We start from the raw sequence: 26438 nt of genomic DNA on the forward strand, positions 1-26438 counted from the left end.
TCAAATGAATGCGACTTAATTGCGTCGATGTCAGGAACGTTAATGCAGATAGAATGCCTATCCGAACTGACCCCCGCCCAGGCGAAGGAATGGGATGCGTTTCTAGAAAACTCGCCTTTTCAACACCCCCGGCAGGATCACCGCTTTGCCGAAACTGAACGGATGGGTGGTGCTCAGGTTTGCTTTGTCACCGGTCGGGAAGACGGACAGATCGTTGCCGCCGGCCTTTTGTCGATGGAGCCGCATCGTTTCCTAAAGGGGCGCTATCAGGACGCGATTTTCCTTAGTGGGCCAGTCGCCGATTGCGTTGACACCATGCAGCGCTTTCTGACTGCTGCCCTGGGGCATCCCGACGTTAAGGGCATCGGGCAGGTGAGAGTGACCCCTTACTGGCTAGAAGACGATGCGCGCAGTCTTGATGCCGCATTGGGCAAGGATGGCTGGGCGATCTCTACTGATGGCGTATTTCGTAATACCGGCATTATCGACATAACGCCCGAACCCGACGAGATCATGGCGCGGTTCTCAAAAAGCGCCCGTCGCGAAGTGCGCCGCGCCGAGAGGGTTGGCGTGACGGTGCGGCCAATCACTGATCGCCCGGGTGCGATCGAATTTCTGCACAGCTTGAACAGGCTTCGGACCTCGCGTGGGCTTTTCTCGCTTGATGAAGAGAGCTTTCTTCAGAGCTTCGAAGATATTTATCAATTCGGTGATATGGGCCGTTTACTTGGCGCATTTCACGAGGACCGATTTGTTAGCGGTTTGTTGATGTACCGAAGTGCCCATACCGCGCATGGGCGCCATTTCACGACCGAGACGGAGCTATTGCACGAACTCAAGAATCTGCGCATTTCTCCGCTGCTTTGGTTGGAGGGGATGAAATGGGCGCGCGATTTGGGGTGCTTGGGCTTTGATGTCGAAGAGTATGTCGAGACCACAGACAAAACTGATAAGAAGTATAATATTTACAAGTATAAGTCTGAACTGGCCCCCAAGGCTGTGATCCGCATAGGGGAGCGAACGAAGGTCTCGAATATGGGTCTGCACCTGACCGGAAACGGTCCCCGATTGGCAAAAGCCATCGTACGTCGTTGGGTGCGTCGGATCAAAGGGTTGCGTCATGACTGAACGCGCACGCCTCTTGCTGGAGTGTGGGGACGAGATGCCAGCGATCCGACCGCTGCTGTCGCGTGATCCAAATGGCGGCGCGTTCGCGTTGTTTGCCGGGCGGCGTGTGAAATACAGTTTCAACACTCGGACTGCGATACGCGAGGCTTGTGACATATTGCGCCTTGTGCCCGGTGATCAGGTGCTTGTCCCAGCCTATAACTGCGGGTCAGAGCTTGATCCCTTGCTGGACGCGGGCCTGGACCTTCAATTTTACCAAGTGGATCGCACGACGCGTCCGGATTTGGACGATCTGGAGCGCAAGATCACTCCGGCCACCAAAGCCATCTATCTGATCCACTATTTTGGAATGCTTCAACCGGATGCACATGCCATCCGAGCCTTGTGCGAAAAAAACGGGCTTTATCTGATCGAAGATTGCGCGCTGAGCTTGCTGAGTGGCGAGGTACCGGCTGAAGGTCTTGCAGGCGATATCAGCCTGTTTTGCTTTTATAAGCTCCTGCCGGTGGTGGCCGGCGGGGCGATTGTCTTGAATTCGGACCGTCTGGAATTTGATGCAGAGTTTGACGCTGCGCCGCCGCGCTCGTTGGTGATGAAGCCGTATTTGCGGCTTGCGCTGCAAACCGTTCTGGGCGCTCGAAACATACGCAAAATAGCAATGAAACGGCGGCGCGTGAGCAACGATGTCCCCCGTGAGCCGTCAACCAGCGAACCAGACATGCCGGTGGGTTACTATTTCGATCCTGCATTGAGGCGTAGCCGCTTGAGCAGCTACACCAAGAAGGCTCTGGTTGGATTTGATGTCATGAACGTTCGCGAAAAGCGGCGCGAGAATTTCGCAACTTACCAGCGCATGCTAAAGGACGAACCGGGTCTTGTGCCGTTGTTTCCAGAATTGCCCTCAACAGATTGCCCGCTGTCTTATCCCGTGTTGGTCAACGATCGGGACGGCCTAGCGAGGAAACTCAGCGTTTTGGGAATTGCCGCAACACCCTGGTGGTCAGGCTATAATCAAAAGCTTGACTGGGGCGGGTTTGCGGATGCGCGATATCTGAAAGACCACATTCTTGCACTACCATGTGGTCAACATCTGAACGAAACACATATCACACTTATTTCCGACGAGGTTAAACGAGGTCTTAGCGCCGTGGCTCAGATTTGAACTGGTAAACAGCCCACGAACCGCCAAACGGTTCCCAGATCTTCTCAAGTGCCGGATGAGCGTCCAGCCTTTCGCGGTAGAACGGATTTTTATAGAGCAGATAGCTGGGGTACTCCGCATCTTGCGCGGCTTTGGCACAGTTTTCTATGACAGGCGCCATGATTTCAAAGTGAAATGGGTTGTACAGATAGGCGATCAGAGGTCTGTGGCGGGGCGTATAATCACGAGCATCTGCCAGAACAGGAGAAACCTTTTTCGCAGTGTGTTCGTTCTGCTTTGATAGGTTGCTCTTGGCGCTGGCGTGCAGTTTTGTGCAAAACTCCACGCCGATAACGTGGTCGAACGGATACCGTGCGGCAGAGGCAAGAATAGCCCCTTTGCCCGACCCATAGTCGAGGAAATCGTATTTTTCGTATGGAAGTTTAAGCGAATGCAAGACGTGGCGGAATTCCAGCTCGGGTGTCGGTTCGTACCGGTTCGCAGCCTTCCGTTTTAGCTCGGATACCGAAAGGTCGGCGACGTCGACAATACCGTGTACGTCCAATTGTCCGCTGTGTCGGCATTGGCCGAGTTTTGCAACAGGGCCCGACCATAGCCTCAGTCGACGAGCGGCACTAAGAATAAGAACCGAACCGGTCTGAGCGACGCCGTTATACTTGATATTCACATGAAGCAGTCGTGCGCGCCGACGCAGCGCATTATAGGGCGCGTCGAACTCCGGGTTCGAAGTGGTTCTTTTGAATAACACGTATACTGACCAAGCTGCTCGTTCTTTGTTACGGCAGTTAGCGATGTTTCATTGCAATTTGGCAAGGGCGAACATGAAAAACGCCCCGCTTCCAGTCGGGAAGGGGGCGCATTTCTAACTTTTGAATGGTGTTTATGCTAACAACTCTGGTTCCGGTACACTGGTCTCAACGAACTGCGCGTCCGCTTCCAGTGCAAATCCGGTGACATCGCCATCGAAGAAGCGATCCCATGCGGTGCCGATAGACCAGCCCCACTCTCCGCCGCCTGCGCCAACGAAGTCGATATCCAGGTCTTCGCGTTCCAGCACCAGCTTGTCGTCAACAAAGACTTGAATGCGATCCGCATCCGCGTCTGCCATGACAATGATCTGATGGTCGTCTGTATCGTCCAGGCCAAGATTGTCGACCTTGATGCCTTGCCAGAACGGTTGATCCTTGTTGGCTACATGGATGCTTAGGCCGTCACCTTCCAGTGCGACACCAAACTTCATGTGATTCCAGACCAGACGCTCCGTGTCGCCGTCGACCGAGTTGCGGTTGTAGTCGATGGCGAAGGTCAATTGATCGCTGTCTTCGTACTCTTCGAAGCGGCCAAGATACACGCTGTCGCCATTGCCATCCAGACGAACACCGTCGCCGTTGCCGATCACGTTGGCATCGCCGCCAAGGGCGTAATCGTCACCGATCAAAGAGCCAAAGTCGATCACATGGTCATCAACGACAATGCCGTCTGAAATGACCGGGCCCTCGTCAACAACGGGATCGTCTTCGCCGTCGTCGTCATTACCTTGATCACCGCCGTCTGTTTGACCATCGTCGCCACCAGGGTTGCCACCATCTGTATGGTCGTCACCGCCGGTTTGACCACCATCAGTTCCAAGGCCTGTTCCGATGCCGAAATCGCTGATTTCACCTTCAAAGAAGCGATCCCAAGCGGAACCAAGGGTCCATCCCCACTCTCCGCCGCCAGCGCCAACAAAGTTCAGATCGAAGCTGCTTTCGTCAAGGACAAGCGCACCATCTACATAGACTTTAAGAACATCGGTGTCTTGATCAGCAAGCACTTGGATAGTGTGCTCTTCCCGATCATCAAGGCCAAGGCCCTCGATTTTGAAACCTTCCCAGAAGGGACGTTCTTCATTGGCGACGTGAACCACAAGGTCGCCGTCGTTCAGCGTAAGGCCAAATTTCATGTGGTTCCAAATCAGGCGTTCGCTGCCGCTATCGACATCGGTCCGATTGTAGGTGATCGAGAAAGCGATTTGGCCGGACTGTTCGAGTTCTTCCAGACGTCCGAGGTAAGCATAGTCCCGGTCGCCATCCATTTGGATTGCACCGTTTTGAAGTGTAGCGTCACCTTGCAGGAAGCCCTCTCTGCTCGGCATGTCACAGAGCTGGATCACGAATTCGCCGTTGGTCGGAGGTGTTGAATCACCGCCGCCCGCTTGGCCATCGCCACCACCGGACTGGTCGCCGCCACCGGACTGGTCGCCGCCACCGGACTGGTCGCCGCCACCGGACTGGTCACCACCGCCGGATTGATTGCCGCCACCAGATTGGCTTCCATCATACTCTGGCTGCACTTTGCTGGCGCCAGCGTTTGTTTGGTCGATTACACCACCTGTCGCCGCAGTGGCGCTGTGCGCGCCTCCGCCCTGCAGTCCTGAGGTGTCTTCGAGCAGGCTAGCAACATAACCGGCCGAGCTGGGGCTCGTGTACTGAACCAGAACGTTTCCATTAACGTTCCAACCGCCTTGGCCGTTATAACCGCCAACCTCATAGGTGATATTGTCGGTGATCGTCACGGTGTTGGAGTTTTCAGACACGATGATGCGCGGCGTCATAATGCTGCCCGACCGACCGGCGTTGTTTCCGTTGCTCAGGTCGCCATCGGCTTGAAGGATTGTATTGTTGCGGATCGCTAGGTTGTCAGTTTCACCGACGGTGATACCGTGAACGTGTGCGTTGTAGATCGTGTTATCTTCGATCAGGATGTTTTTGTAGTACATCTCACGACCAGCTTGGCCCTGGTCCACAAGCTCGTTTCGCATGAAGATCGACTGCGTCCATGCGCCGGACCCGATGTCCAACGTGTTGCCACGGATCACTATGTCTGTGCTGGGGCTGTCAGTGCCGGTGGTCCAGAATTGCAGCATATCCTTGTGGAATGGTGATGCTGGATCCGAATCGAAGTCGTGAATGTAGTTGTCTTCGATGACGACGCGCTGGACGTCAGCAAAGTTCATCCCGTCACCGCTGATTGAATGCACGTCATTTTCGACGACCTTCACATCAGAGCTTTGCAGGATCTTCACACCACGGTGCCAATTGTGCACTTCGTTGTTTTCGATGTTGATGTTGTTGGAGTCGATAACCGTCAGGCCCCAAGCGGTGCCATATCCGGTGTTATCGTCGTCGCCAGAAATTTCGGTGTTTTGAACCGAGATGCCAGAGCTGTTCCGGATCGAAAACGGCTGAAGATAATCAGGATCGCCGTTTGAGTATGTGTAGTCGAACAGCAGATTGTCGAACGTGACATTCTGCGCATTGTTAATTTGTACTGACGAGAACTTTGCCGGTGCCGAAGGGTCGGCCGACGTAATGGTTACTGTGGACCCGAACTTCGAGCTGAGGTTCAGTTCTCCATAATTGCCAGACGCGAGGACAATTGAATCGCCGCCCTGGGCACTGCTAATCGCTGCAGAAAGCTGAGAAGCGTTGCTTACGTTATAGATGGTCATCTTTCACCTGCCATATTCCTATCTCCACTTTCCCATACGCAGAGATGTGAGTTCGTGCACCCCGGAGATAGATAATCAGTAGCGTTGAGGCGTAAACGCGCCGAGATTGTGTTCCATGCGTGTTTTTTCGCTCAAGGAAACAATGAAATTTGGACGTTTTGGCGTAAAAAACGCGGAAAACTGCCGATTGTTGAGCTATCCGCCTTAAATGCTGCCCCAATTGGGTCGCAATTAGGGCGTGTAAAATGATTCGTAATCTGTGACGCGCATCACAATTGTTCCCAAAACAGATACGGTAGGGTCGTTCGCCGGGGGTGATTCTCTCTCAAAGCGGGTCGAGGTGCGGTTGGAAGAACATGGTCCAGCCAGAGTGGCTCAAATAGGCCCCTATATATAGAGTGTCGTTCCACCTAGCGAAAAGCGCGCAGATGTGGGGCCCTGATCGGCGCTTTGTCGGCAATGATCAGGATTGTTGTTCAGGAATTAGGATGCCGTATTCTGTGGTCATAATGTCTGTGCGCATGATCTTGGCGGGATTGCCGGCGACGATTGTGCAATCTGGCACATCTTTTGTGACCACGCTGCCAGCCCCGATGATGCAGTGATCCCCGATGGTGACGCCGGGCATGATGATCGAGCCAGCCCCGACAAAACAGTAGGAGCCGATACGGGTATCCACATGTTTGTTGTTCACGAAATCATGGGTCAGGATGGCGACATCAAATGTGACGCTTGTGTGGGACCCGATATAGATACCGCCCGGATTGGTATAATCCAGCCGCGCCTTGGACGAGATTCGGGTGTTCTCGCCAATATGCATTCCAAAGTAGCGTGTCAAAATGGCGCGACGCAGGATCGTCCGATAGTGATAGACGTTGTTGCGCACTTGGTGGATAGGATACTGCATGGGCGGTTCCGGTTCTTAGGCCTAAGAAGTCTAAGGGGGTGTGGGGATTTCGACAATGTTATTGTCGTCCTGCGCCGGGCTAGACCTGACCCCTTTCGGAGACATAGCGACGTAGATATTGCATGGTGATCGGAGCGGCGAGGAAGACAGCGAAGATTAACACCATGATCGTGCTAAGCGAGGTCGGCGATGGGATCGTTGCGTACTTGAGCGATGTGTAGAGTCCGACCAAGAACAAACAAAACAAAGACAGACCGAGAGAGACAGCGATCGGACGAACGGAAATTCCAAGACGCCACCAGATCAGTCCGATCGACAAGCCAAAACCGACGAATTCGCCAATTGCTGCGATCCAGATGACTGGCAATAGCTCTCCAGTCACGATGGCGGCGTACCATGCAAAGGGTAGGGCGACCACACGCGCAAGGCTAGCGATCATCGAGTTCTCGGTCTGCGCCATAGCAAGTGAGATAGCGTTTCCACCCGCCTTGAACATCCGCAGTACCTGCACCAGCGCCAGCCAGGGCAAGATTGGGATGATCGCCTCGTATTTGGGACCAAGCAGCAAGTGGACCACAGGGCCGCCCAGCAACAGGACACCAAGGACAAACATCAGGCCGAGTATCAAGTAGGCTTGAATGATCGTCATGGCCAATTTTTTGAACTGTGCGGGCTCTTTTTGGTTTCTCGACAATTGCGGAAGGAAGAAGGACTGGACGCTCGTCTCTAACACCAGTGTCGGTGTCAGCGTAAGGGTGAACCCCATTGAGAACAGGGCCAGCGCTTCAAGCCCCAGCTCGCGCCCGACCACCAGTTTCTCGCCGTTGAAAATGACGAACAGGACTGCACCGCCCAACAGAATAGGCCAGCCGAAGCGGAAAGCGCGGATCATCGTGTCACGTTCAAAACTCATTCGGAACGGGCGTTCTGCCAAAAGGTGCGAGAATACGGTCGTTAGCGCCCACTGGATCAACAGGGAATATAGCATGACGCGGTAGTCACCATAGATATGATGCAGGGGCCATAATGCGACCACCGATATGATCGTTGGCAGAAGATGAGCGAGGATATTTGGTGTGTACTTCATCTGCCGTTGCAGGCGGTAGATGTCAAAATGGGTCAGGCCCGCGATGATGGGTACAACGGCCAACAGCTGATAGGTCCATGCCAGCTCTGGGATCCCCAAGAAGTTCGCCAGAGGGTGAGCGATGATAAACAGCGCACCGGCTGAGATGAAGCTGCGCAGGAAGTTGAAGCCTTGCAAGCCGGTCTGTAGCCGCGGATCGTCGCCGTTCTCGTTCTGGATGATGTATTGAGGCAGCCCGAGGGTCGACATCATTTCGACAATCGCCATGCTGATTGCGAAGGTTGACGCGATGCCGTAGTCCTCGACGCTGATCAAGCGGGCGACCACCAGATTGCGGACGAACAGCATCAGATAGAAAAACGAGTTCCCAGACAGCAGAACAATCGCGGATTTAAACATGGGCTGGAAACTCTTGTGACGGGCCAATCAGTGGCATGAACTGGTAATACAGCGAAAACGTATGAAAAATGAAGTGCCTGTTATCAGGTGTCTCGTGGCTTGTCTTATAATGGGACAAACCGTGGTAGGCGGGGCAGGCTTTGGTTCATGAAGTTGATCAGCCGAGCGTCAGCGTCGGCTTCGGTTTCGTCAGGACGGATAGGGGTAACATAGCGCACCAGCGCGCCGTCCGTCCGGCCCATCGTCAAGCTGTCGACCACGACGCCAATCTTGGCTTTGAAGTCATTGGTTTCCCGCTTCCCACGTTGCTCGAACCAGTAATAGACCAGCTGCTTACTTAGCCCCTTTTGGATGACAGAACGGTTGACAAAGAAGTCTCCGTAGGCTGGGACGTTGGTATTGATTTCGGTCGGTGAAAGGCTGAAGACTTCCCACCCGCCAACGGGCAGGCAGACTTCGGGCGAATGAATGCCGCTGCCTTCGGTTTGCTTGTCGTAGAATGCCACAAACATATTGATGTAGTCGGGCGAGCCGGGTGCGGAATAGGTCGTGTTCAGATAGTCGGTCGCTCCCAGAACCTGCTCGATTTCGGGGTCCAGACGAGAGCTTGTGCCGGACCACCCCTCGACCTGTCTGGGAAAGAGTGTGAAGGGCTCGCGGTCGACCTTGACGGTTTCGCCGTCCTGCAATGTTGACCAGCCCACTGATACGGCGAGTGTTAGCACTGCGGCAGTTGCCATGGCGGCGGATGGGTGGATGCCAACGATCCGCCCGGCGATTGGACCAAACCCGTGAGTATCCAGATCGATCGCTTCGCTGAGCGGTTTTGGGTTGGGGGTAAGGCGTTGAAGCAAGATTGCCATGATGAACAGGATCAGGATGCAGATCACGAAGATGACCCACCCTTCGAAGAAGTGCAAAAATCCCTCGGCCTGTTCGATGCCGTGGCTGTCGACCAGAATACCAATGACCCCGATTCTGACCGAATTCATAAATACGGTCAGTGGCGCGGCTGAAACCAGAAGTACGATTTTGTGCCAGATTGGTCCGCGATATAGGATTGCAAAAAGGTATGAAAAACTGAGTATCGGGAACAGATAACGCAGGCCAGAGCAGGCCTCAGCGACCTGAAGCTTATAGACGCCAAGATCGATGATGTTGCCTTCCAAAAAGACCGAAACACCAGCCATGCTGACAAACCAGACGCCAAGCGCGGAAGACAAATATTGCAACAGGATGGTCAGTTTCCAATAGAGGAACTGTGGCAAAGGCAGCATGAAGACAAGGTGAAACACCGGCAGTTGGTGCTTCTTGCCGCGCTTCCAGCCGAAAACCACCAGTGTTACCCCTGCAAGCCAGATAATCATCGCATAGGTCACGACGTCTGGAATGCGCGTCAGGTTGCCCAGTATTGCGACCAGCAGGGAAAACACAACGACGAGGACACCGGGCCACCGGTCGTGGACTGTTGGATTGGGCGGAGGGTTGTTTCGGAGCTCGCGCAGGAACAGGTATAGCGAGATGATCGGGATTAGCGGTCCATGGCTGTACTCTGGCGTGGACCAAGCGGCGCCAAGGGACACAAAACCAATCCAAAAGATTGGCAGCGAGGCGACGATAAGGAGTGTAAACCAGAAAATGCCAGCGATGTTGAAATCGGGCAGTAAGCGCGTGGCATCTTGTGGTTTGTCACTGGTGACGGACATGGATCCTGTCCCTTTGGAAATCAAAACAAAAATCGTGGTCAGTTGACTGGTCAAACTGGTTTGCAAAATATCGTACTATTTATCGGGCATTTTTTGGGCCTGGCCCATAGAAATTTAGCAAAACAGACAAGAAATGTGGCTTTCTCACCTGATTGTGACGGTGATGTTCACCTATCCGAAACGATTTGCCTGCGCACCTGAGATTGATGCGCGTTGTGGCTGATTAATTTCCATCCTCGGTTGGCGGCGCTGTCAGCCGTGCTATCTCTGCATCCATCGTTGCGACAAATGCTGGTGGGTTGTCGGGGTCCAACATTGCTTTGGTCTTTTCAAACTGCGCCAGAGCGTCCTCTTTTCGGTTCAACGCCGCATAGGCCATTGCAAGATGGAACTGTACCGTCGCGTTGCTTGTCATCTCGGCGGCGGCGGGTTCTAAATGAGAAACCGCCTCGTCGTAGTTTTGCAGGCGAAATGCGATCCATCCATACGTGTCTTGGAACGGGGCAAATTCCGATCCTCGCAACCGGCGTGCAACCTTATAGGCGCGTTCCAAACTGGCTGTATCCTCGCGGTGGTCGGCCAGCAGGCTCGCCAGATTATTGGCGACGATTTGGTTGTTGCTGTCCGTCGCGTAGAGATCCTCGTAAATCGTGATTGCGCCATCGATGTCTCCGGCAAACTCCAGTTCGCCAGCTTCGATCCACTTCAGTTCAGGATTGTCAGGCAATGTGGCACGCGCGTTTTGCAAGGTGACCGCGGCTCGTTCTTTGTCCCCTTGCGCGCGCTGCAGGCGATAGAGCGCGATCCAGGCTTCAAAGCTCTGGTCGTTGTCCGTCAGGATGCGTTCGAACAGCGCCTCGGCCTCGGCGGGTTGGTTGTTTTGTGCAAGGATCGAGGCCCGGACAAACAACAGCAATGGTATATCGGGGGTTACCTGCAACAGCCCGTCGACATGGGCGAGTGCGGCCTCGGGATCGTTTTGATCAAGAAAGCGTCGGATGATCGCGATATCGGCATTGTCCGCACCCTCTGTGCCTGCCGAGACGGATGCAAGGAACGCATTCAACTCAGCTTCACGGTTTTGCGCAGCCAGATGTCGGGCTGTAAGATCATTGGCAAGTGATTGGGCTTGTGGGGTGTCAAATCCTCGAAGTGTCCGCGCGACATGTTCGCTGCGGCCCCAGTCTTCCATACTGATGTAAAGACCGCCCAAACTGCCGAGGATCTGCGTGTTTTCTGGTTGAAGACGCAATGCCGCTAGTAGGATGTCCTCGGCAGGACGATATTTCTCTTGGCCGATCAGATAGGTCGCGTACCGTAGGCTTTCTTCGGGTGCATTGCCCGAGTTTTCGACCGCAAGCGCCAACATTTCGGCCATGAGTTCCTTGTTACCATCGCGTTCATGCGCGCGCGCCATTAGTGTCATGATGTCGGGGTCGTTCGGGTTATCAGCAAGAGCTGAGCGTAGGGTTATAATCGCATCGCCTGTCTGATCGTCCTGAATGAGCCAATCCGCGCGTCTTTTCAGAGCCTCAGAATGTGTCGAGTCGCGTTCCAAAACTTCTTCTATCAGGGCGCGCGCACCGACGGGATTTCCCGTGATCTCTAGCATTCGCGCCAATCCAACTTTCACGTTGTCGGTGTCAGCGGAGGGTTCTGCCGAAGCTAGAATACCCTGCATTTCCTCAATAGCTTCAGTGCGAAGGCCAGTATCGAAATTAATCGATGCTCTTAACGAGCGATAGAGAGACTGATGCTTGCCCCCACTTTCAACAAGCTTATCAAGTTCAGCCTTTGCCGCATCGGTGCCGCGAAACTCTGACAAAAAGCGAACCAGTGTGGCACCCGATTCAGGGCTTTCATCATTTGGATCCACCCGCTCGCGTAGCAAAACCTCGGCTTCGTCGGAGTTTCCGCCCGAAATATGCCATTGCACCAGGGCGGACAGGATCTGCTTGTCATCTGGGAAGGCAACGACCATCCGGCTGAGCTGCTCTTCGACGGACGCAGGATCATTGGTCTGGTAAAGGATGCTCAAACGTGTTTGCAGCAAATCAAGCGCTTCTGGGTTTTGTCCCAAAGCCTCATCAACGGCGTTTAGCGCGTTCTTCCAGTCTTGCAAGCGGATGTAGTCATCAATCATGAGCCGCCGAAGCCCAATCCGGTTGGGGTCTTCCTCAAGTAAAGCTATCGCGGCGATATTGGAGTCCCTCCGGGTGGCCTCGTCGCCAGCGATGACGGCATCCCGATAGGCCAGCGCTGTAAGCGACACCCGTGCGGTTAGGTCGTCAGGGGCAAGGTTGGCCAAATATTCGCCGTGACGACGAACCTCGTCCCAATTGCCATTGTTCAAGGCCATTTCCGCCAACGCGCGGCGTCCCTCAATATCGTCTGGGAACTGTTCCACAAGGCGCAAGTATTGACTGTAGGCTTCTGCAATATCCCCGGCATCGCGTTGCATGTTAGCGTAGGTCGCGCGGGCATCGCGGTGCTTGCCATTCAGGCTAAAGACGTTCTGAAATTCGACCTTCGCTCTGGCTACATCGTTGTTTTCGATATGTTCCAGTGCCGTTTTGTAGTGCTCTTCCGCGCGTTCTTCTGAAGACTGGCACGCCGAAAGAACGGTCAGAGTACATGCGAAAATGAAACCTGTCAGGATGCGATTGGTCATGGATATCATAGGGCTCGTAATAAGATGGGCCCACATTCGGGCCGGTAGATCAAAAGATTAGTAGTAATCAGTTTACACAATTTTTGGTGCGAAACACAGACAAGCATATGAGTGACAATAACTCAATTCACAACTCTGCGGGTATTTGCCTGAAATAGGACAATAAAAAAGGGCCGCGGAACGGCCCTTTCTAAAGTCGCGTGACCTATGTTGATCAGGCTTCTTTTTTGCGTTTGCGCGCCAAAGCACCCAGACCAGCAAGACCACCCAGCAGGAGGAAGCCAGCTGCAGGCAGTGGAACTGGTGCAACTTTGAATTCCTTGATGCGGAAGTGGTCATTGCCGCCATCGGCGCCAATGGTGAACGAACTCGCGACAACATTTCCGAAGTAATACGGGTTGCTGGTGCTTTCGTTCGCAACTTTCGAGCCATTCACATAAATATCTGCGTCATCGCGACGACCGAAATACGAGAATGTCACCGAAACAAGGCGAACGGCATAGTCGAATGTGAACGTGATTGCCTCGTCGACAAACCCGTCAAGCTGTGCGCTGCTGTCGCCACGGCCATATACACCCAAACCACCTGAAGTTTGTGTCAGATAGTCGGTACCGCGACCAGCGCGCCATGGGTCGATAGAACCCTGGGCGCCAACGGTCGAAAATGACCCCATTGTGCCCAGCGATGTTACGTCGCCACCGGTCGTCAGATCTACAACAGTTGAGGCACTGGCAGCGGTTGCCATCATGCCTGCAACAGCTGTGGTTGCTAGAAGTTTCTTCATATTCTTACCCTCTTCGTAATGACTTTTTGTAAAACAAAAACACTCGTTTTAATAAACCACCATCTAAAACTTACCATGCGCTCTGGTTTCTGTCACTGCGAAATTGGGCAAAAAGGGTCAAAAATGGGCAACATTATGGCTTTTCAGACTGTTAGCCGTGCCTATTTCCGAGCGATACGCCGCACTGTTTCGCCCAAAGAAACAATGAGGTTTGCCCTATTGGGTTTTCTGGGCGACAGCCGGCAGGCCGTCGACATCTTCAACGATTGGATAACTGGGCTTTTTGCCCCGCGCCTCGCCCTGGGCGTTAAACACCTCGGTGCCGATGGCGGACTGACGCTCCCATCCGGTCAAATCTGCCCCTTCATACGAATAGTCGTCCGCCCAGTTCGTTCGCGGGAATATCAACGGATCATAGGCGGTCCCGTCGCGCGCGGTTCGCACAAGACGTCTGATGCGCATGCCGTGTTCCGTGTCCAGTTCGTATATTCTGGTTTCGTGATGCGGTAGCAGCACAGAGAAGAACGCAGGTGCACTGTCATACGCGCCGTTATTGGCGAAAACTCCGACGTCGATCCGAGAGGATGAGACATCTTCTGAACCCGGGATCACATAGTTGTCCTGCCAGCCGATAGTAATCTTGGCGGAAGTGCCATTTTCGCCAAGTGGCTCGATGGTTACAAGATCACTGTTGCCGCGCAAAAGGTCCCACCTGAACGTCAAGGGACGGCCATTAGGGTCAGCAGTATCGGCGGCAGACAGGATGAACTCGCGGCGGAAATCCGGAGCGCGCCAGACGCGCGAAATGGCTGATGGCGTGTCAAACAATACCTCGCTTAGTCCTTCGCCAAAAACATCAATCCCGGGGCGAGCGTCGGGTTCGCTCAACACGGACAACCGGACCATTGGCGGGATCTCAGTCGGCTTGATCGCATTAGCGAGTGCGACCATCCGAGACAGGTTAATCCCACTGGCTGGAAAGGCTGTTGGGTGCGCCACACCGGTGAAATAAGCCCCGTGATCTGAAACTTGATCACGTCCTCGTCGGTAAACCATCTGGACGGTTGGGGCGATCAAGCCGGATTCCAACAGTCGCGCCTTGGTGTCGGGTTGGAAAGCGGCAAGAATCATCGCTAGCGCCTCTAGATGCGGTTGATCAGCGCCCGAAGCACCGTCGGCGATGACGTAGTAGGGGGTGTTTGCCGAAAACATGTCCTGTCCACCGGCCTCGTGATCTTGGTAGGATGGATAGACGTGAATCTGGCCATTTTCATAGTTTTGATACAGTGCGGTTGCGCCACCAGTCTGCATGCCAGTCAGGGCCATGCGGGGCAGGGACCGAGCAAAGGGGCCGGCGGTGATCGCTGTGGATGAATTCCCGATCAGTGGCGCATCAAAAAGCAGACCAAAGGCAGGCCCATAGTCGATGTTTTGGTCGCGTAGAACTGGATGATAAAGCAATTCGGTCATCTGCGGGTGGTTGGTCAGCGACAAGGGGGAATGTCCCCGGTCTCTGTTCTCGTAAAGATCGCCCACATTTCCCGAGGCGACTCCTCGGGCCATCAGTTCGCGTAATAGCTGGTGTCCGGGTTGGTTCGGCACCGATCCAAGCACTGGGGTGGACGTGCCGCTGGGAAACGAGATTCTGACGGTTGGGCGTTCAGTCAGTGGGGGTGGGGGTAGATGTTGCGGTGCGACATAGGCGACGCCTCCGTTCACATTGACCGGCTGCGGCCCGTCCAGTGCTAGAATTGGCGTCGCACTCAAACATACAACATATGCGACCCATGATAGGACGCGGCGTTTGTAAAACCCTCTCCACATCGGACCCATACTCCCCAGTTCTGGATTGCGGCGCACTCGATATTAGCAGATTCGGTGCAGTTTTTCGCGTCCGCCTATCTTTCGTCTTCAGATTGCATTGAATTTGCATGCGCCCGAAGCATCAACAGTGCGGCGATTATCAGCAAAATCGGCCCGGTTATCTCAAATATCCGCGATGCCCACGAGTTGTTGCCAAACACATGCGTGTGGTAGACATGCAAGAACCGCAGGGCGCGAAGCATCACGAACGCAACCACAGCCGCGACGCCCAGAAGCTCCAACCACATGCGGAGTAACGAATGCCGCAAGCCGACCATGATCCATATCGCCCAAGCTCCTAACAGCCCTGCGACCCCGAGCGCGAACGCCATCTGCACGCCGCGACGCATCCCATACCAGCCTTGAACTTGCGACACGCAACGACCCGCCGCGACGATAAATGTTTGTAAATCAAGCTGTTTGTTGGCCGCCAGGGCGGTAAGAAGTACCGCAGTTGTCAGCCAGAAATACCGGACAAAGCGATGCTGCGTGGACTCAAGAGCTGGCAGGCGCGCAGTTCGAAACGCGAGAAACGCGGCAGCCAAATACAACAATGTCGTTGCCCATCCAAGCAGGTCAGGGTCGCCGATGGCGGGGCTCCAGGTTTCAGTCGTGCAGGTCCAGAAAACATTCATGTCAGTCTCGGTTGGATAGAGGGTCGGCAGAGGATTTTTGCGTCGATGGGTTTAAAATTCATCCCGAAAACAGGCGAATAGATAGTGGATGTTCTTTCGTGGTTTCAATTTGTCGGACAGTTCCAATCAATCATGAGGATTGTTTACCCAACGGAATATTCACGTGTAATTTCGTGTGCAATATGTATCATCAATCTGTAAATGTGCCGTGTTATCGATTTTATTCTAAAACCTTTATTACAAAAGACCTCTGATGTCCCAGTCTGTCGTATCCATTTTTCGTGCCGTGGCCGAAGAAAGCGCTAATTGCATTTCTGTAGTGCAGGGCAACAGCTCGCTTAGCTATAAATCCCTTGATGCATGCTCTGATGCGTTGGCTCAAAAGTTGATCCGCGCCGGAGTAGCAGAGGGCAGTCTTGTTGGTATGTCTGGCCAGCGAGCTGTGGATACGATTGTCGCCACGTTGGCCATTTTGAAGGCGGGCGCGGCATATGTCCCGCTGCCGGGGTATTACTCGGATGAGCGTATTCGGACCATCGTCAAGGATGGTGGATTGGTGGCTATTGCAGGTCACATCCCGGCTATGGATCAGGCGGATATTCCGCAAGTTGACTTCTCACTGGACGAACTAAAAGGCGTGCCCAGTGGACTGCTTGAAGCTACACCCGATCCCGAGGCAATTGCCTACGTCATGTACACATCTGGCACCACGGGCGTGCCAAAGGGTGTGGTGGTGCCGCATCGCGGGATCACACGTTTGGTGCGCGGACAGAACTTCATGAAGCTCGGGCCGGACGAGCGGATATTGCAGAACTCTCCGATCGCGTTTGATGCCTCCACGCTTGAGATTTGGGGCGCGCTGTTGAACGGTGGGACGTTGGTCCTGCCTGACAGTGATGACACGTCGTTGCGTGGTTTGGGCAAGATCATCCAAGACCAGAATATTACCAGCATGTGGCTGACCGCCGGGCTGTTTCACGCCATGGCGGACGAGCGGCCAGAGGATTTCAAGCCGTTGCGTCAGCTACTGACCGGGGGCGATGTTGTGTCGCCCGACAAGGTCGCCAAGGTGCAGGCCGCTTGCCCAAAACTGAAGATCATCAACGGATATGGCCCGACCGAAAACACCACGTTCACGTGCTGCCACCCGATCACCAAGAAAGAAGCGAAGGCTGGCAAGCCGTTGCCCATTGGCAAGCCGATCAAAGGCACAGATGTCTTTGTTGTGGACGAGAATTTGCAACCCGTGGACGATGGCACGCAAGGCGAACTTTGCGCGGCTGGAAAAGGCTTGGCGCTCGGCTATCTGGGGCAGGAAGTGCTGACAAACGAGGTGTTTGTGGCTGCGCCGTGGGATGCTTCCATCCGACTTTATCGGACAGGTGATTTGGTTGAGCGTGACGCCAAGGGCGTCATTCGTTACCTCGGCCGTATTGATAAGCAGGTCAAAATCCGGGGCTTCCGCGTAGAGCTTGGCGGGATTGAGACCGCCTTGGAACAGTTTGCTGGCATCCGTCAGGCTGCCGTCGTTGCCCGCCCGGGTGCTGACGGCGCTGACAAGACATTGATCGGCTACTACGTGGCTAAAAAGGGGTTTGATGACAAAGGCTTGCAGGCCCATCTAGAAACGGTTCTGCCTGACTACGCTGTGCCCGCACATTTGGTTGAATTGGATGAATTGCCGCTCAACGACAACGGCAAGGTGGATCGCAAAGCGTTAGAGGCGCGCAAGCTGGCGACCAAAGCTGTGAAGGCCAAGAAAAGCGCCACGTCTAGTGATGTAAAATCGCTTGTTGTCAGCACATTGGTCGATGTTCTTCAGATTGAGGACGTAGACCTAAACACCAATTTCTTCGACCTTGGCGCATCTTCACTGCACATCGCACGGGTGCATGAGCGTTTGCAGGATAAGCTGAGCCGGGATTTCCCGATCTCTGATTTCTTTCTGCATTCGACGGCGGCGACACTGGCTGCGCATTTGTCTGACCCCAAACTTGCCGAACAACCCGCGCCGAAAGAAGCTCAAATCCGCGACCTGTCCAATAGCGGTCCGATTGCGATTGTCGGATTGGCTGGTCGGTTCCCCGGTTCCAAAGACGCACAAACCATGTGGCAAGGGTTGTTAGAGGGACGTGAGATGATCTCGCACTTCTCGGAGGATGAACTGGATGTCGATCCATCAAAGGACGACCCGGACGCGCCTTATGTCAGGTCCCGTGGTGCAATGCAGGAACCTGACATGTTCGATGCGCGCCATTTCGGTATCCCGCCGAAAGAAGCCGAACGCCTGGACCCGCAACACCGTATTTTGCTGGAAGTTGCGCAGACCGCGCTGGAAAACGCAGGTCACGATCCCGAACGGTTTGACGGACGCATCGGTGTTTTCGCGGGCTCCAGTCAGAACTCGTATTTGCTGAACAACCTGCTGTCGCCTCCGGGAGCTGCTCGCGCCTTGGCTGCGGGTTACCCGGTCAAGGATTTTGCGACGCTCTTTGGCAACGACAAGGATTTCATCGCAACCCGGATTGCGTACAAACTCGGGCTGCGCGGTCCGACGATTACGGTGCAATGCGCGTGCTCGACATCGCTGGTTGCCGTGGCGCAGGCATGTCAGGCCTTGCAACGAGGCGACGCCGACATGGCACTTGCAGGTGGGGTTTCGGTCACCTTCCCGAACAAGCGGCCTTACATGTATCTGCCTGATGGCATGGCGTCTGCAGACGGTCATTGCCGCACATTTGATGCGGACGCGACGGGCACGGTGTTTGGTGACGGGGCAGGGCTGGTGGTTCTGCGCCGGTTGGATGATGCGATTGCCGACGGCGACGACATCCTTGCTGTGATCAAAGGCTATGCGATCAACAATGATGGGCATGACAAGGCGGGCTATGCCGCGCCGTCGATCAAAGCCCAGACCGACGTGATCCGCGCTGCCCATCAGGCGGCGGGGGTCGACGCACGGTCGATCGGGTATATCGAAGCGCACGGGACGGCGACACCTTTGGGTGATCCGATAGAGTTCACGGCGCTGCAAACGGCGTTTTCGTCGGCCACAGATGAAAAAGGGTTCTGCGCCCTTGGCAGTGTGAAAACCAATCTGGGCCATCTGGATATTGCTGCCGGCGTGACCGGTCTGATCAAAACAGCGTTGAGCTTGAAGAACGAGGTTATTCCGCCGCTCCTGCACTACAAAAAGCCCAATCCGCGCATTGATTTCGACAGCTCCGCCTTCTTTCCGGTGGCCAAGAAAATTGATTGGCAGTCAGGCGGCGAACCGCGCCTTGCAGGTATCTCAGCCTTTGGCGTGGGCGGCACGAATATCCATATGGTTTTGGAGGAAGCGCCCAAGGTCGATGTACCCGCCAAACCTATCGAAGATAACAGCCCGCGCTTGTTCCCAATTTCCGCCTCTTCGCCCGATGCGCTGAAGGCTGCGGTTTCTAATCTGGGAGAGTGGGCGACCGAAAATAATGACGCCGAAGTAGATCGCATTACGGCAACCCTGCGCGACGGACGGCAGGGGTTTGGACAACGCGCGGTGTTGCTTGGGCGGTCGGTTACCGATCTGCCATCTGCTGCGAAGGGTTTCACTGGCAAGGGAACGGCTGCGGGCCAACGCGACGCACTTGCGTTCCTGTTTCCGGGGCAGGGGGCGCAGCATGCTGGCATGGCGCGCGACCTTTATGCCAATGAGCCTGTTTTCCGCGAGGCGCTTGGCCTTTGCACCACAATTCTGGAAGACGAGCTTGGCCTGAACCTTCTGGACGTGATCCACGCCCCGGAAGACCAACATGACCAAGCGACCGAGCAGTTAAAGAACACTGCACTTGCACAGCCTGCCATCTTCTCAATCGGGTATGCATTGGCGCAGCAATGGCGCCATTGGGGCATCACGCCTGACGTGATGGTTGGGCATTCCATCGGTGAATTTGCGGCCGCGACAATCGCTGGTGTGATCGAGTTGCCGGATGCATTGAAGCTGATCGCGCTTCGGGGTCGGTTGATGGCCGACTTGCCGCAGGGCGTCATGATCTCTGTCCGCGCGAGCGAGGAGGAGGTTACGCCGTATCTGGGCGACGGTATCGATCTGGCCGCGGTGAACGGTGCGAAATCTTGTGTTGTGGCCGGGCCGGAAGATGCCGCCGATAAGCTCTTGAAACGGCTTGAGAAAGACGAGATCGTCGCCTCGCGCCTGCACACAAGTCATGCTTTCCATTCACAGATGATGGACCCCGCAGTGGAGCCTTTCCGCAAGGCCGTTGCCGGTTTGAACCTGAGCGCGCCACGCATTCCGATCTTATCAACTGTCACCGGCGATTGGATGACCGATGATGAGGCGACGGACCCCGACTACTGGGCCATGCACATGCGCCGCCCGGTTCGGTTCTACGATGCCATTCAACTGCTTTGGGCCGAAAACCAACATATCTTCTTAGAGGCTGGACCGGGACGCACAATGGCCACCCTATCTGGGCAAAACCCGGATCGGAAAAAAGCCCAGCCGGCGATTGCTTCTCTGCCAGCCGCGCAGGCGGAAAACGGCAATTCGCATGAAAGCTTGTTCTCGGCCTTTGGCGAGCTGTGGGCGAATGGCTATCCGGTTGATTGGACGCGGATTGATAACGGCCGACCTGCGGCGTCACGCCTGCCCGGCTTGCCGACCTATCCCTTCCAACGCAAACGGTTTTGGGTCGAACCGGTTGATGTCACGGCGGAGTATGTCGCGCTGGACGCCAGCAACGACGCAGTCACGAGCGGTGAGCCGGATGAGGCGGCTCCTCAACTGACCGCCGGTGAAGCATTGCGCGATATGTTGTCAGAGCTTTCGGGTCTGGAACCGGATGAGATCGATGGCGAAGCCACCTTCCTTGAGCTTGGTTTTGACAGTCTTCTTCTGACCCAAGCGACAAGAGAGCTTAGCGAACAGTTTGGCGTCGATGTGGCCCTGCGCCAGCTAATTGACGGGTTCCCGAATATCGACGCCCTTGCCGATCATATTGAAGCCAATGGACGTTTGCCCGGGTCTGCTCCGGGTGAGAAAGCCGCCCCTGCTGAGCTAACAAAGATCGAAACAGACACGGCGGATGCCTCGCCGTCTTCAGCGCCGATCACAAAGATCGAACGCGAGGCCGACGAGTTAGCACCGGAGCAACGTGCGCACATTGACGCTCTCGTTGAACGATTTACGGCCAAGACCGCGAAGTCCAAGGCGCTGACCGCTGAGCATCGCATGACACATGCCGATCCACGCACCGCGTCGGGCTTCAATCGGCTGTGGAAAGAGATTGTATATCAAATTGTTACGGTAAAATCCAAAGGCTCGCGGCTGTTGGATGTGGATGGCAACGAATATATCGACATCCTGAACGGATTTGGCCCCGGTTTCCTTGGTCATTCGCCCGACAAAGTGGTCGAGGCGCTGCACTCGCAACTCGATGACGGCTTTGAAGTTGGACCGCAAAGTCTTGTTGCGATGGAGGCCGCACAGCTTTTCTGCGAGGTGACTGGTAACGAGCGGGCAAGCTTCGTCTGTACGGGGTCCGAGGCCGTTTATGCCGCCATGCGCTTGGCGCGCACCGTGACCAATCGCGACCGGATTGTTATGTTCGCGCGCGACTATCACGGCAACTTCGACGAAGTGCTGGTGCGGGCCGTTGAGGGGAAAGACGGGCCAAGGACGCTGCCCTTGGCACCGGGTATTCCGCGCGACGCTGTGAAGAACGTGATTGTACTGCCATACGGTACGCCCCAAGCGCTCGATTACATTCGCAAGAATGCCGACAGCTTAGCGGCCGTAATCGTCGAACCGGTGCAAAGTCGTCGTCCCGAATTCCGCCCCGCCGATTTCATCCGCGAAGTTCGTAAGGTGACGGAGCGGGCCGGATCGTTGTTTATCTTTGACGAGGTGGTTACCGGCTTCCGGTTTGGACCACGCGGCGCGCAGGCTTACTATGGCGTTGATGCTGATCTTGTGACCTACGGCAAAGTCGTCGGAGGCGGCATGCCGGTTGGTGTTGTGTCGGGTAAAGCGCGTTACATGGACACGTTTGACGGCGGCCAGTGGCAATATGGGGATGACAGCTTCCCCGAAGCGCCTGTGACCTTCTTTGCCGGTACGTTCGTACGTCACCCGCTTGCGATGGCGTCATTGCGCGAGATGCTCCTGTTCTTCAAATCACAGCCTGATTTTTTCTGGAAAACAGTGAATGCCAAAGGCGATCGATTGGCAGGTAGCATTGATCGCTGGTTTGTCGACAATGACATGCCGTTCCGAATGCCGAATTGCGGGTCGCTCATGTATCTGCGCATTGGCGAGGATCAGAAATTTGGCGCTTTGCTGGGTGCACATATGCGTGATCGCGGTGTGTTCTTGTTGGAAGGCTTCCCATCATACATGACCGCTGCCCATGATGATGAAGACATCGACTATGTGGTAGAGGCGTTCAAGGATTCCGCACTTGAGATGCGGGCGTCAGGGATGCTGTCGGGGCAGGGGGCATCGGACTATACCGGTCCAAACTTGTCCCACGTTCCCCCAAGGCTCAGCTTGTCTGATGGGGCAGAGAAGATCGCAGCTGATATGGCAAAGCCGCTTGAACCGCTTTGCGTGCCGACGACAGATGCCCAACGTGAAATCTGGGGCGCTGTGGTGATGAACCCGGACGTATCTCCGGCATATAATGAAAGCGTTACGCTGAAGCTTGATGGCACGGTGGGCGCCGCGAAACTGATCGCCGCAACCAAGCAGGCCTTTGCACGGCATGACGCGTTGCGGTCGACATTCTCGGATGATGGGACCGAGATGTGGATCGCGCCCGAAAGTGATGCGACGGTTGAACAGGTCGATCTGTCAAACTTAGGTTCCGCCGAAAGGACCGACGCGCTCAACGCCCTTTTGCGGGAACATGTGGCCACTCACTTCGACCTGAGAAATGGACCTTTGATCCGGGCGGCCTTGGTCAAACTAGGTGATACCGAACATCATCTCGTGATCACGGCACACCACATCGTTTGTGACGGCTGGTCCATTGATGTGATCGTGCGCGACATTGGGGAAATTTATACGGCGTTGGTCGATGGGCATACCTCCAGCCTGCCTGCACCGGACAGCATCATCGACTATGCCCGGTTAGAGGTCGAATGGTCGCATTCCGAGGATGCGAACAAGGATCGCGATCATTTCCTTGAGGAGTTTTCAGACTATCTTGATCCATCGACTGCGCCAGTGTTGGACATTCCAACAGATCGTCCCCGATCTGCGGTGCGTAGTGTGACGGCAGATCGGTTTGACGCAGAGATAGGCGAAGACCTTGTCGCCTTGCTGCGCAAGACCGCTGCCGGGCAGGGCTCCACGCTCGTGAACCTCTTGTTGGCTGCTTTCAAGGCTTATCTGGCGCGGATCAGTGGCAGTTCGAATATTACAGTCGCAGTCCCATCTTCTGGGCAAGCTTCGCGGGGAATGAACAGCGTGGTGGGGCATTGTGTCAACCTGATGCCTGTACACACCAAGGTGGACCCTGCGGCCCCGTTTGCCGATGTGTTGAAGGAGACGCAGAGGTCACTTTTGGATGCCAGTGATCACCAGCATTTTGGGTTTGGTGCCTTGGTGCGAGAGTTAAAGCTTCAGCAAGATTCAAGCCGTGTCCCGTTAACCCCCGTCATATTCAACATTGATAACGGGATTGACTTGTCAGACATGCAATTTGGGGATGCAAAGATCGAGTTCATTTCGAACCCACGTATCTTCGAAAACTTTGAAATCTTTCTGAATTTAACGGATAACCGCCGATCGATCACTGCAGAATGGACGTACAATACTGATTTGTTTAACGTCGAAACAATTGAAAGGCACAACGCCCAATTTAGTGAGTTTTTGCAGGCTTTGGCAGAGGGGCCAGCGACTGCGGTCAGAGATTTGCCTCTGATTGATGAAGGAGCACAATTGATGTTGCTTACCCAATGGCGGGGTAACGTTACCGATTATCCGAAGAGTACAAATCTTTCCCGCATTTTTGATCAACAGGTGGAGGCGACCCCAGATGCAACGGCTCTGATCGAGAGCGGGGTGTCTTGCAGTTACCAAGAGCTCGCAGATCGAGCTGCACATATCGCGATCGCTCTTTCGGGTGAAGGTGTGGCCATTGGTGATGTCGTTGGTGTTTGTCTTGAGCGTTCCATCGACATGGTGGCCGCCATGCTGGCTGTGATGCGGTTGGGGGCGGCATACCTGCCACTAGATCCGTCCAACCCAAAAGCGCGTATTCAGTATATTGCAGAGGATTCTCAGGCAATCCGGGTGATAACCAACGCTGATCTGGCAAGCGCGCTGGAGCTTCCCCGTACGTTCTTACTGGATGATCTGGCGACATCCCAGGATGGTCAGCTGCCCAATGTCGATATTGATCCGCTTTCCACGGCATATGTTTGCTACACGTCGGGGTCTACGGGCAACCCTAAGGGGGTGATGGGAACCCATCGTGCCAGCGTGAACCGCTTTGTTTGGATGTGGAACACCTTCCCCTTTCAACCCGGGGAAATGATGAGCCAGAAGACGGCGATTTCCTTTGTTGATAGCGTTTGGGAGATTTTTGGGCCACTGCTCGCGGGCGTTCCACAGGTGATTATCTCGCCTGACACTGTACGTGACCCGACAGCGTTTCTGGGTATGTTGGCCGAACACAAAGTGACGCGCCTGCTGGTGGTGCCTTCATTGCTGAAAGCTCTGGCAGAGACGCAGAGCAACCTGCAACAGACACTGCCATCGCTGCGTTTGCTATTTTGTTCCGGTGAACGGTTGCCGGCCTCGCTGGCACGCCGGATTCAAGAGATCGCACCTAAAGTGACGTTGGTGAATCTCTATGGCTCGTCAGAGGTTGCAGCTGATGTGACTTGCGAAATCGTCCACGATCCCGACACAGACGAGATCCCAATCGGGTCGCCGATCGATAATGCGCGGCTTTATGTGTTGGACGGTGCGGGACACCCTGTTCCCAATGGTACGGTCGGAGAACTTTATGTCGGCGGCGATGTCTTGGCCAAAGGCTATTTGCACCGCCCCGACCTGACTGCGGAACGGTTCGTAAATGACCCGTTTATGGATGATCCCGCCGCACTTTATTTCGCCACAGGTGATCTGGTCAGCAGCTTGCCTGATGGGCGGTTGATGTATCATGGCCGGTCAGACCACCAGGTGAAAATCCGGGGATCGCGTGTCGAGTTGGGCGAAGTAGAAGTCGCCTTGGCATCGCTTCAGGGTGTTTCAGAGGCAGTCGCAACCACCTTCGAGGATGCCGGTGGTGACACACAACTTATGGCATTCGTGACCGCTGTGGGTGCCGCCGCATTGGATGGTCCGGCGTTGCGAGGCGCATTGGCCGAGCACTTGCCGGACTATATGGTGCCTGCTCGGGTCCAAGTTCTGGATGCGATGCCGCTGAACCCCAACGGCAAGACGGACAGAACGGTACTGGCACAAATGACCACACAGTCGGCACCTGTCGATCGACCGCAAGACGCGACACCTCAGACAGATGAAGAGAAGAAGCTGCATAAAATCTGGACCGGTCTGTTGGGATTGGACGACATTGGCATCGATGACGACTATTTTGCACTTGGCGGTCATTCGTTGATGGCGGTGAAATTGTTCGCCCGCGTCAAACGGGAATTTGGCGTTGATTTGCCCATCGCGACGTTGTTGGCCTATCCGACCATACGCAAGCTGGCCTCGCAGGTGGCAGCCGAGGACGCGCCAGTCCTCAAAACCGGAGAGTTCGAGAGCGAGCCTTGGGACACAACGGCCGTTATTCACGCTGGTCCGGGTGATGGCCGCCGCCCTATCTTTATCGCGGGCGGTGTTGGCGGTAATGTGAACAACCTGTTCGAGCTGGGCCAGATCGTCGGCGAGATACGTCCGCTGATCGGTCTTCAAACTCGGGGTGTCATGGGTCACAATATGCACCCCACAATTGAAGAGATGGCGGCAGACCACATCAACAATATCAAACGGCATCAACCAGACGGACCTTACTTGTTAGCGGGGTACTCGGGTGGCGGCTTTGCTGCGTTCGAGATTGCCAGACAACTAAAGGCTATGGGTGATGAAGTCGGTTTTCTTGGGGTCATTGATGTCGAAGCACCTGGCTTCCATGTCGATTTGAGTATCCCGTTCAAAAAACGGTTCAAGATGGAGCAAGAACTGTTGCGTACGCAGGGCGCCAGCGGATTTGCGACACGCCTGATCGCGCGTGTGCGCAGCAAGTTGATGTCGGATAAAGTCGTCCGCGTGTTTAACCGGTTCAACCCTGACGCCTTTCGGCTTGAGGTTCTAAGCCAGCGCTGGGTTGAGGCGAGCGCGAAGTATGATCCTAGCCCCTATGACGGAGATACGTGGCTTGTGATCACCGAGGCTGATGGGTTTGCCGCAACAGTCGCTCGCGAGACGGATCCAGGTTTCGGATGGTCTCGCCTCGTTAATGGCAATCTGCGATTGGCGACCCATTCAGCCAATCACCTAGATATCCTGAAAGGCGAGGCGGCGCGTGATCTTGCGGCGATGATGGAAGAAGAGATCAGGCTGGGTGGAACAGACAAGGGGTAGGGGACCAGT

General features: G+C 55.0%; 12 protein-coding genes. 3 read left to right on the forward strand and 9 right to left on the reverse strand.

Annotation, left to right across the window (positions count from 1 at the left end):
* Positions 1-42: 42 nt before the first annotated feature.
* Positions 43-1128 carry a GNAT family N-acetyltransferase gene (locus tag V6N04_RS12660; RefSeq protein ID WP_371170542.1) on the forward strand — a complete coding sequence of 362 codons (1086 nt, stop codon included), beginning with the start codon at positions 43-45 and terminating at the stop codon, positions 1126-1128.
* A complete protein-coding gene (locus V6N04_RS12665) occupies positions 1121-2290 on the forward strand; it encodes a DegT/DnrJ/EryC1/StrS family aminotransferase (RefSeq protein ID WP_371170543.1) in 1170 nt (389 codons plus the stop codon). Before V6N04_RS12660 ends, V6N04_RS12665 begins: the two co-directional genes overlap by 8 nt.
* Here V6N04_RS12665 and V6N04_RS12670 read toward each other — a convergent pair.
* From V6N04_RS12670 to V6N04_RS12710, 9 genes are all read right to left on the reverse strand, one after another.
* On the reverse strand, positions 2268-3038 hold the full coding sequence (locus tag V6N04_RS12670) for a class I SAM-dependent methyltransferase (protein ID WP_371170544.1): 771 nt from the start codon (positions 3036-3038) through the stop codon (positions 2268-2270). The two genes, V6N04_RS12665 and V6N04_RS12670, sit on opposite strands and share 23 nt — an antisense overlap.
* Positions 3039-3170: 132 nt before the next feature.
* Positions 3171-5780: a right-handed parallel beta-helix repeat-containing protein gene (locus tag V6N04_RS12675; protein WP_371170545.1), complete on the reverse strand. Its 2610-nt coding sequence runs from the start codon at positions 5778-5780 to the stop codon at positions 3171-3173.
* A 463-nt stretch (positions 5781-6243) separates the two neighbouring features.
* Complete coding sequence (locus V6N04_RS12680) at positions 6244-6687, reverse strand: acyltransferase (protein WP_371170546.1); 444 nt, start codon at positions 6685-6687, stop codon at positions 6244-6246.
* Between the two features lie 79 nt (positions 6688-6766).
* Positions 6767-8173 carry an oligosaccharide flippase family protein gene (locus V6N04_RS12685; RefSeq protein ID WP_371170547.1) on the reverse strand — a complete coding sequence of 469 codons (1407 nt, stop codon included), beginning with the start codon at positions 8171-8173 and terminating at the stop codon, positions 6767-6769.
* A 104-nt stretch (positions 8174-8277) separates the two neighbouring features.
* On the reverse strand, positions 8278-9879 hold the full coding sequence (gene xrtD, locus V6N04_RS12690) for a VPLPA-CTERM-specific exosortase XrtD (RefSeq protein WP_371170548.1): 1602 nt from the start codon (positions 9877-9879) through the stop codon (positions 8278-8280).
* A 223-nt stretch (positions 9880-10102) separates the two neighbouring features.
* Positions 10103-12550 (reverse strand): tetratricopeptide repeat protein, encoded by a 2448-nt coding sequence (locus V6N04_RS12695; protein WP_371170549.1) that lies wholly within the window; start codon positions 12548-12550, stop codon positions 10103-10105.
* Between the two features lie 214 nt (positions 12551-12764).
* A complete protein-coding gene (locus tag V6N04_RS12700) occupies positions 12765-13334 on the reverse strand; it encodes a VPLPA-CTERM sorting domain-containing protein (protein WP_371170550.1) in 570 nt (189 codons plus the stop codon).
* 216 nt (positions 13335-13550) lie between these two features.
* Positions 13551-15101, reverse strand: coding sequence for a hypothetical protein (locus tag V6N04_RS12705; protein WP_371170551.1), 1551 nt, complete (start codon positions 15099-15101; stop codon positions 13551-13553).
* A 131-nt stretch (positions 15102-15232) separates the two neighbouring features.
* A complete protein-coding gene (locus V6N04_RS12710) occupies positions 15233-15832 on the reverse strand; it encodes a hypothetical protein (RefSeq protein ID WP_371170552.1) in 600 nt (199 codons plus the stop codon).
* 253 nt (positions 15833-16085) lie between these two features.
* On the opposite strand from V6N04_RS12710, the gene V6N04_RS12715 reads away from it, so the two are divergent.
* Positions 16086-26429, forward strand: a complete 10344-nt coding sequence (locus V6N04_RS12715; protein ID WP_371170553.1) for an amino acid adenylation domain-containing protein — start codon at positions 16086-16088, stop codon at positions 26427-26429.
* Positions 26430-26438 lie beyond the last annotated feature (9 nt).

It is taken from the genome of Aliiroseovarius conchicola (assembly GCF_041403445.1).
In the GTDB taxonomy this organism is placed as follows: Bacteria; Pseudomonadota; Alphaproteobacteria; order Rhodobacterales; family Rhodobacteraceae; genus Aliiroseovarius; species Aliiroseovarius conchicola.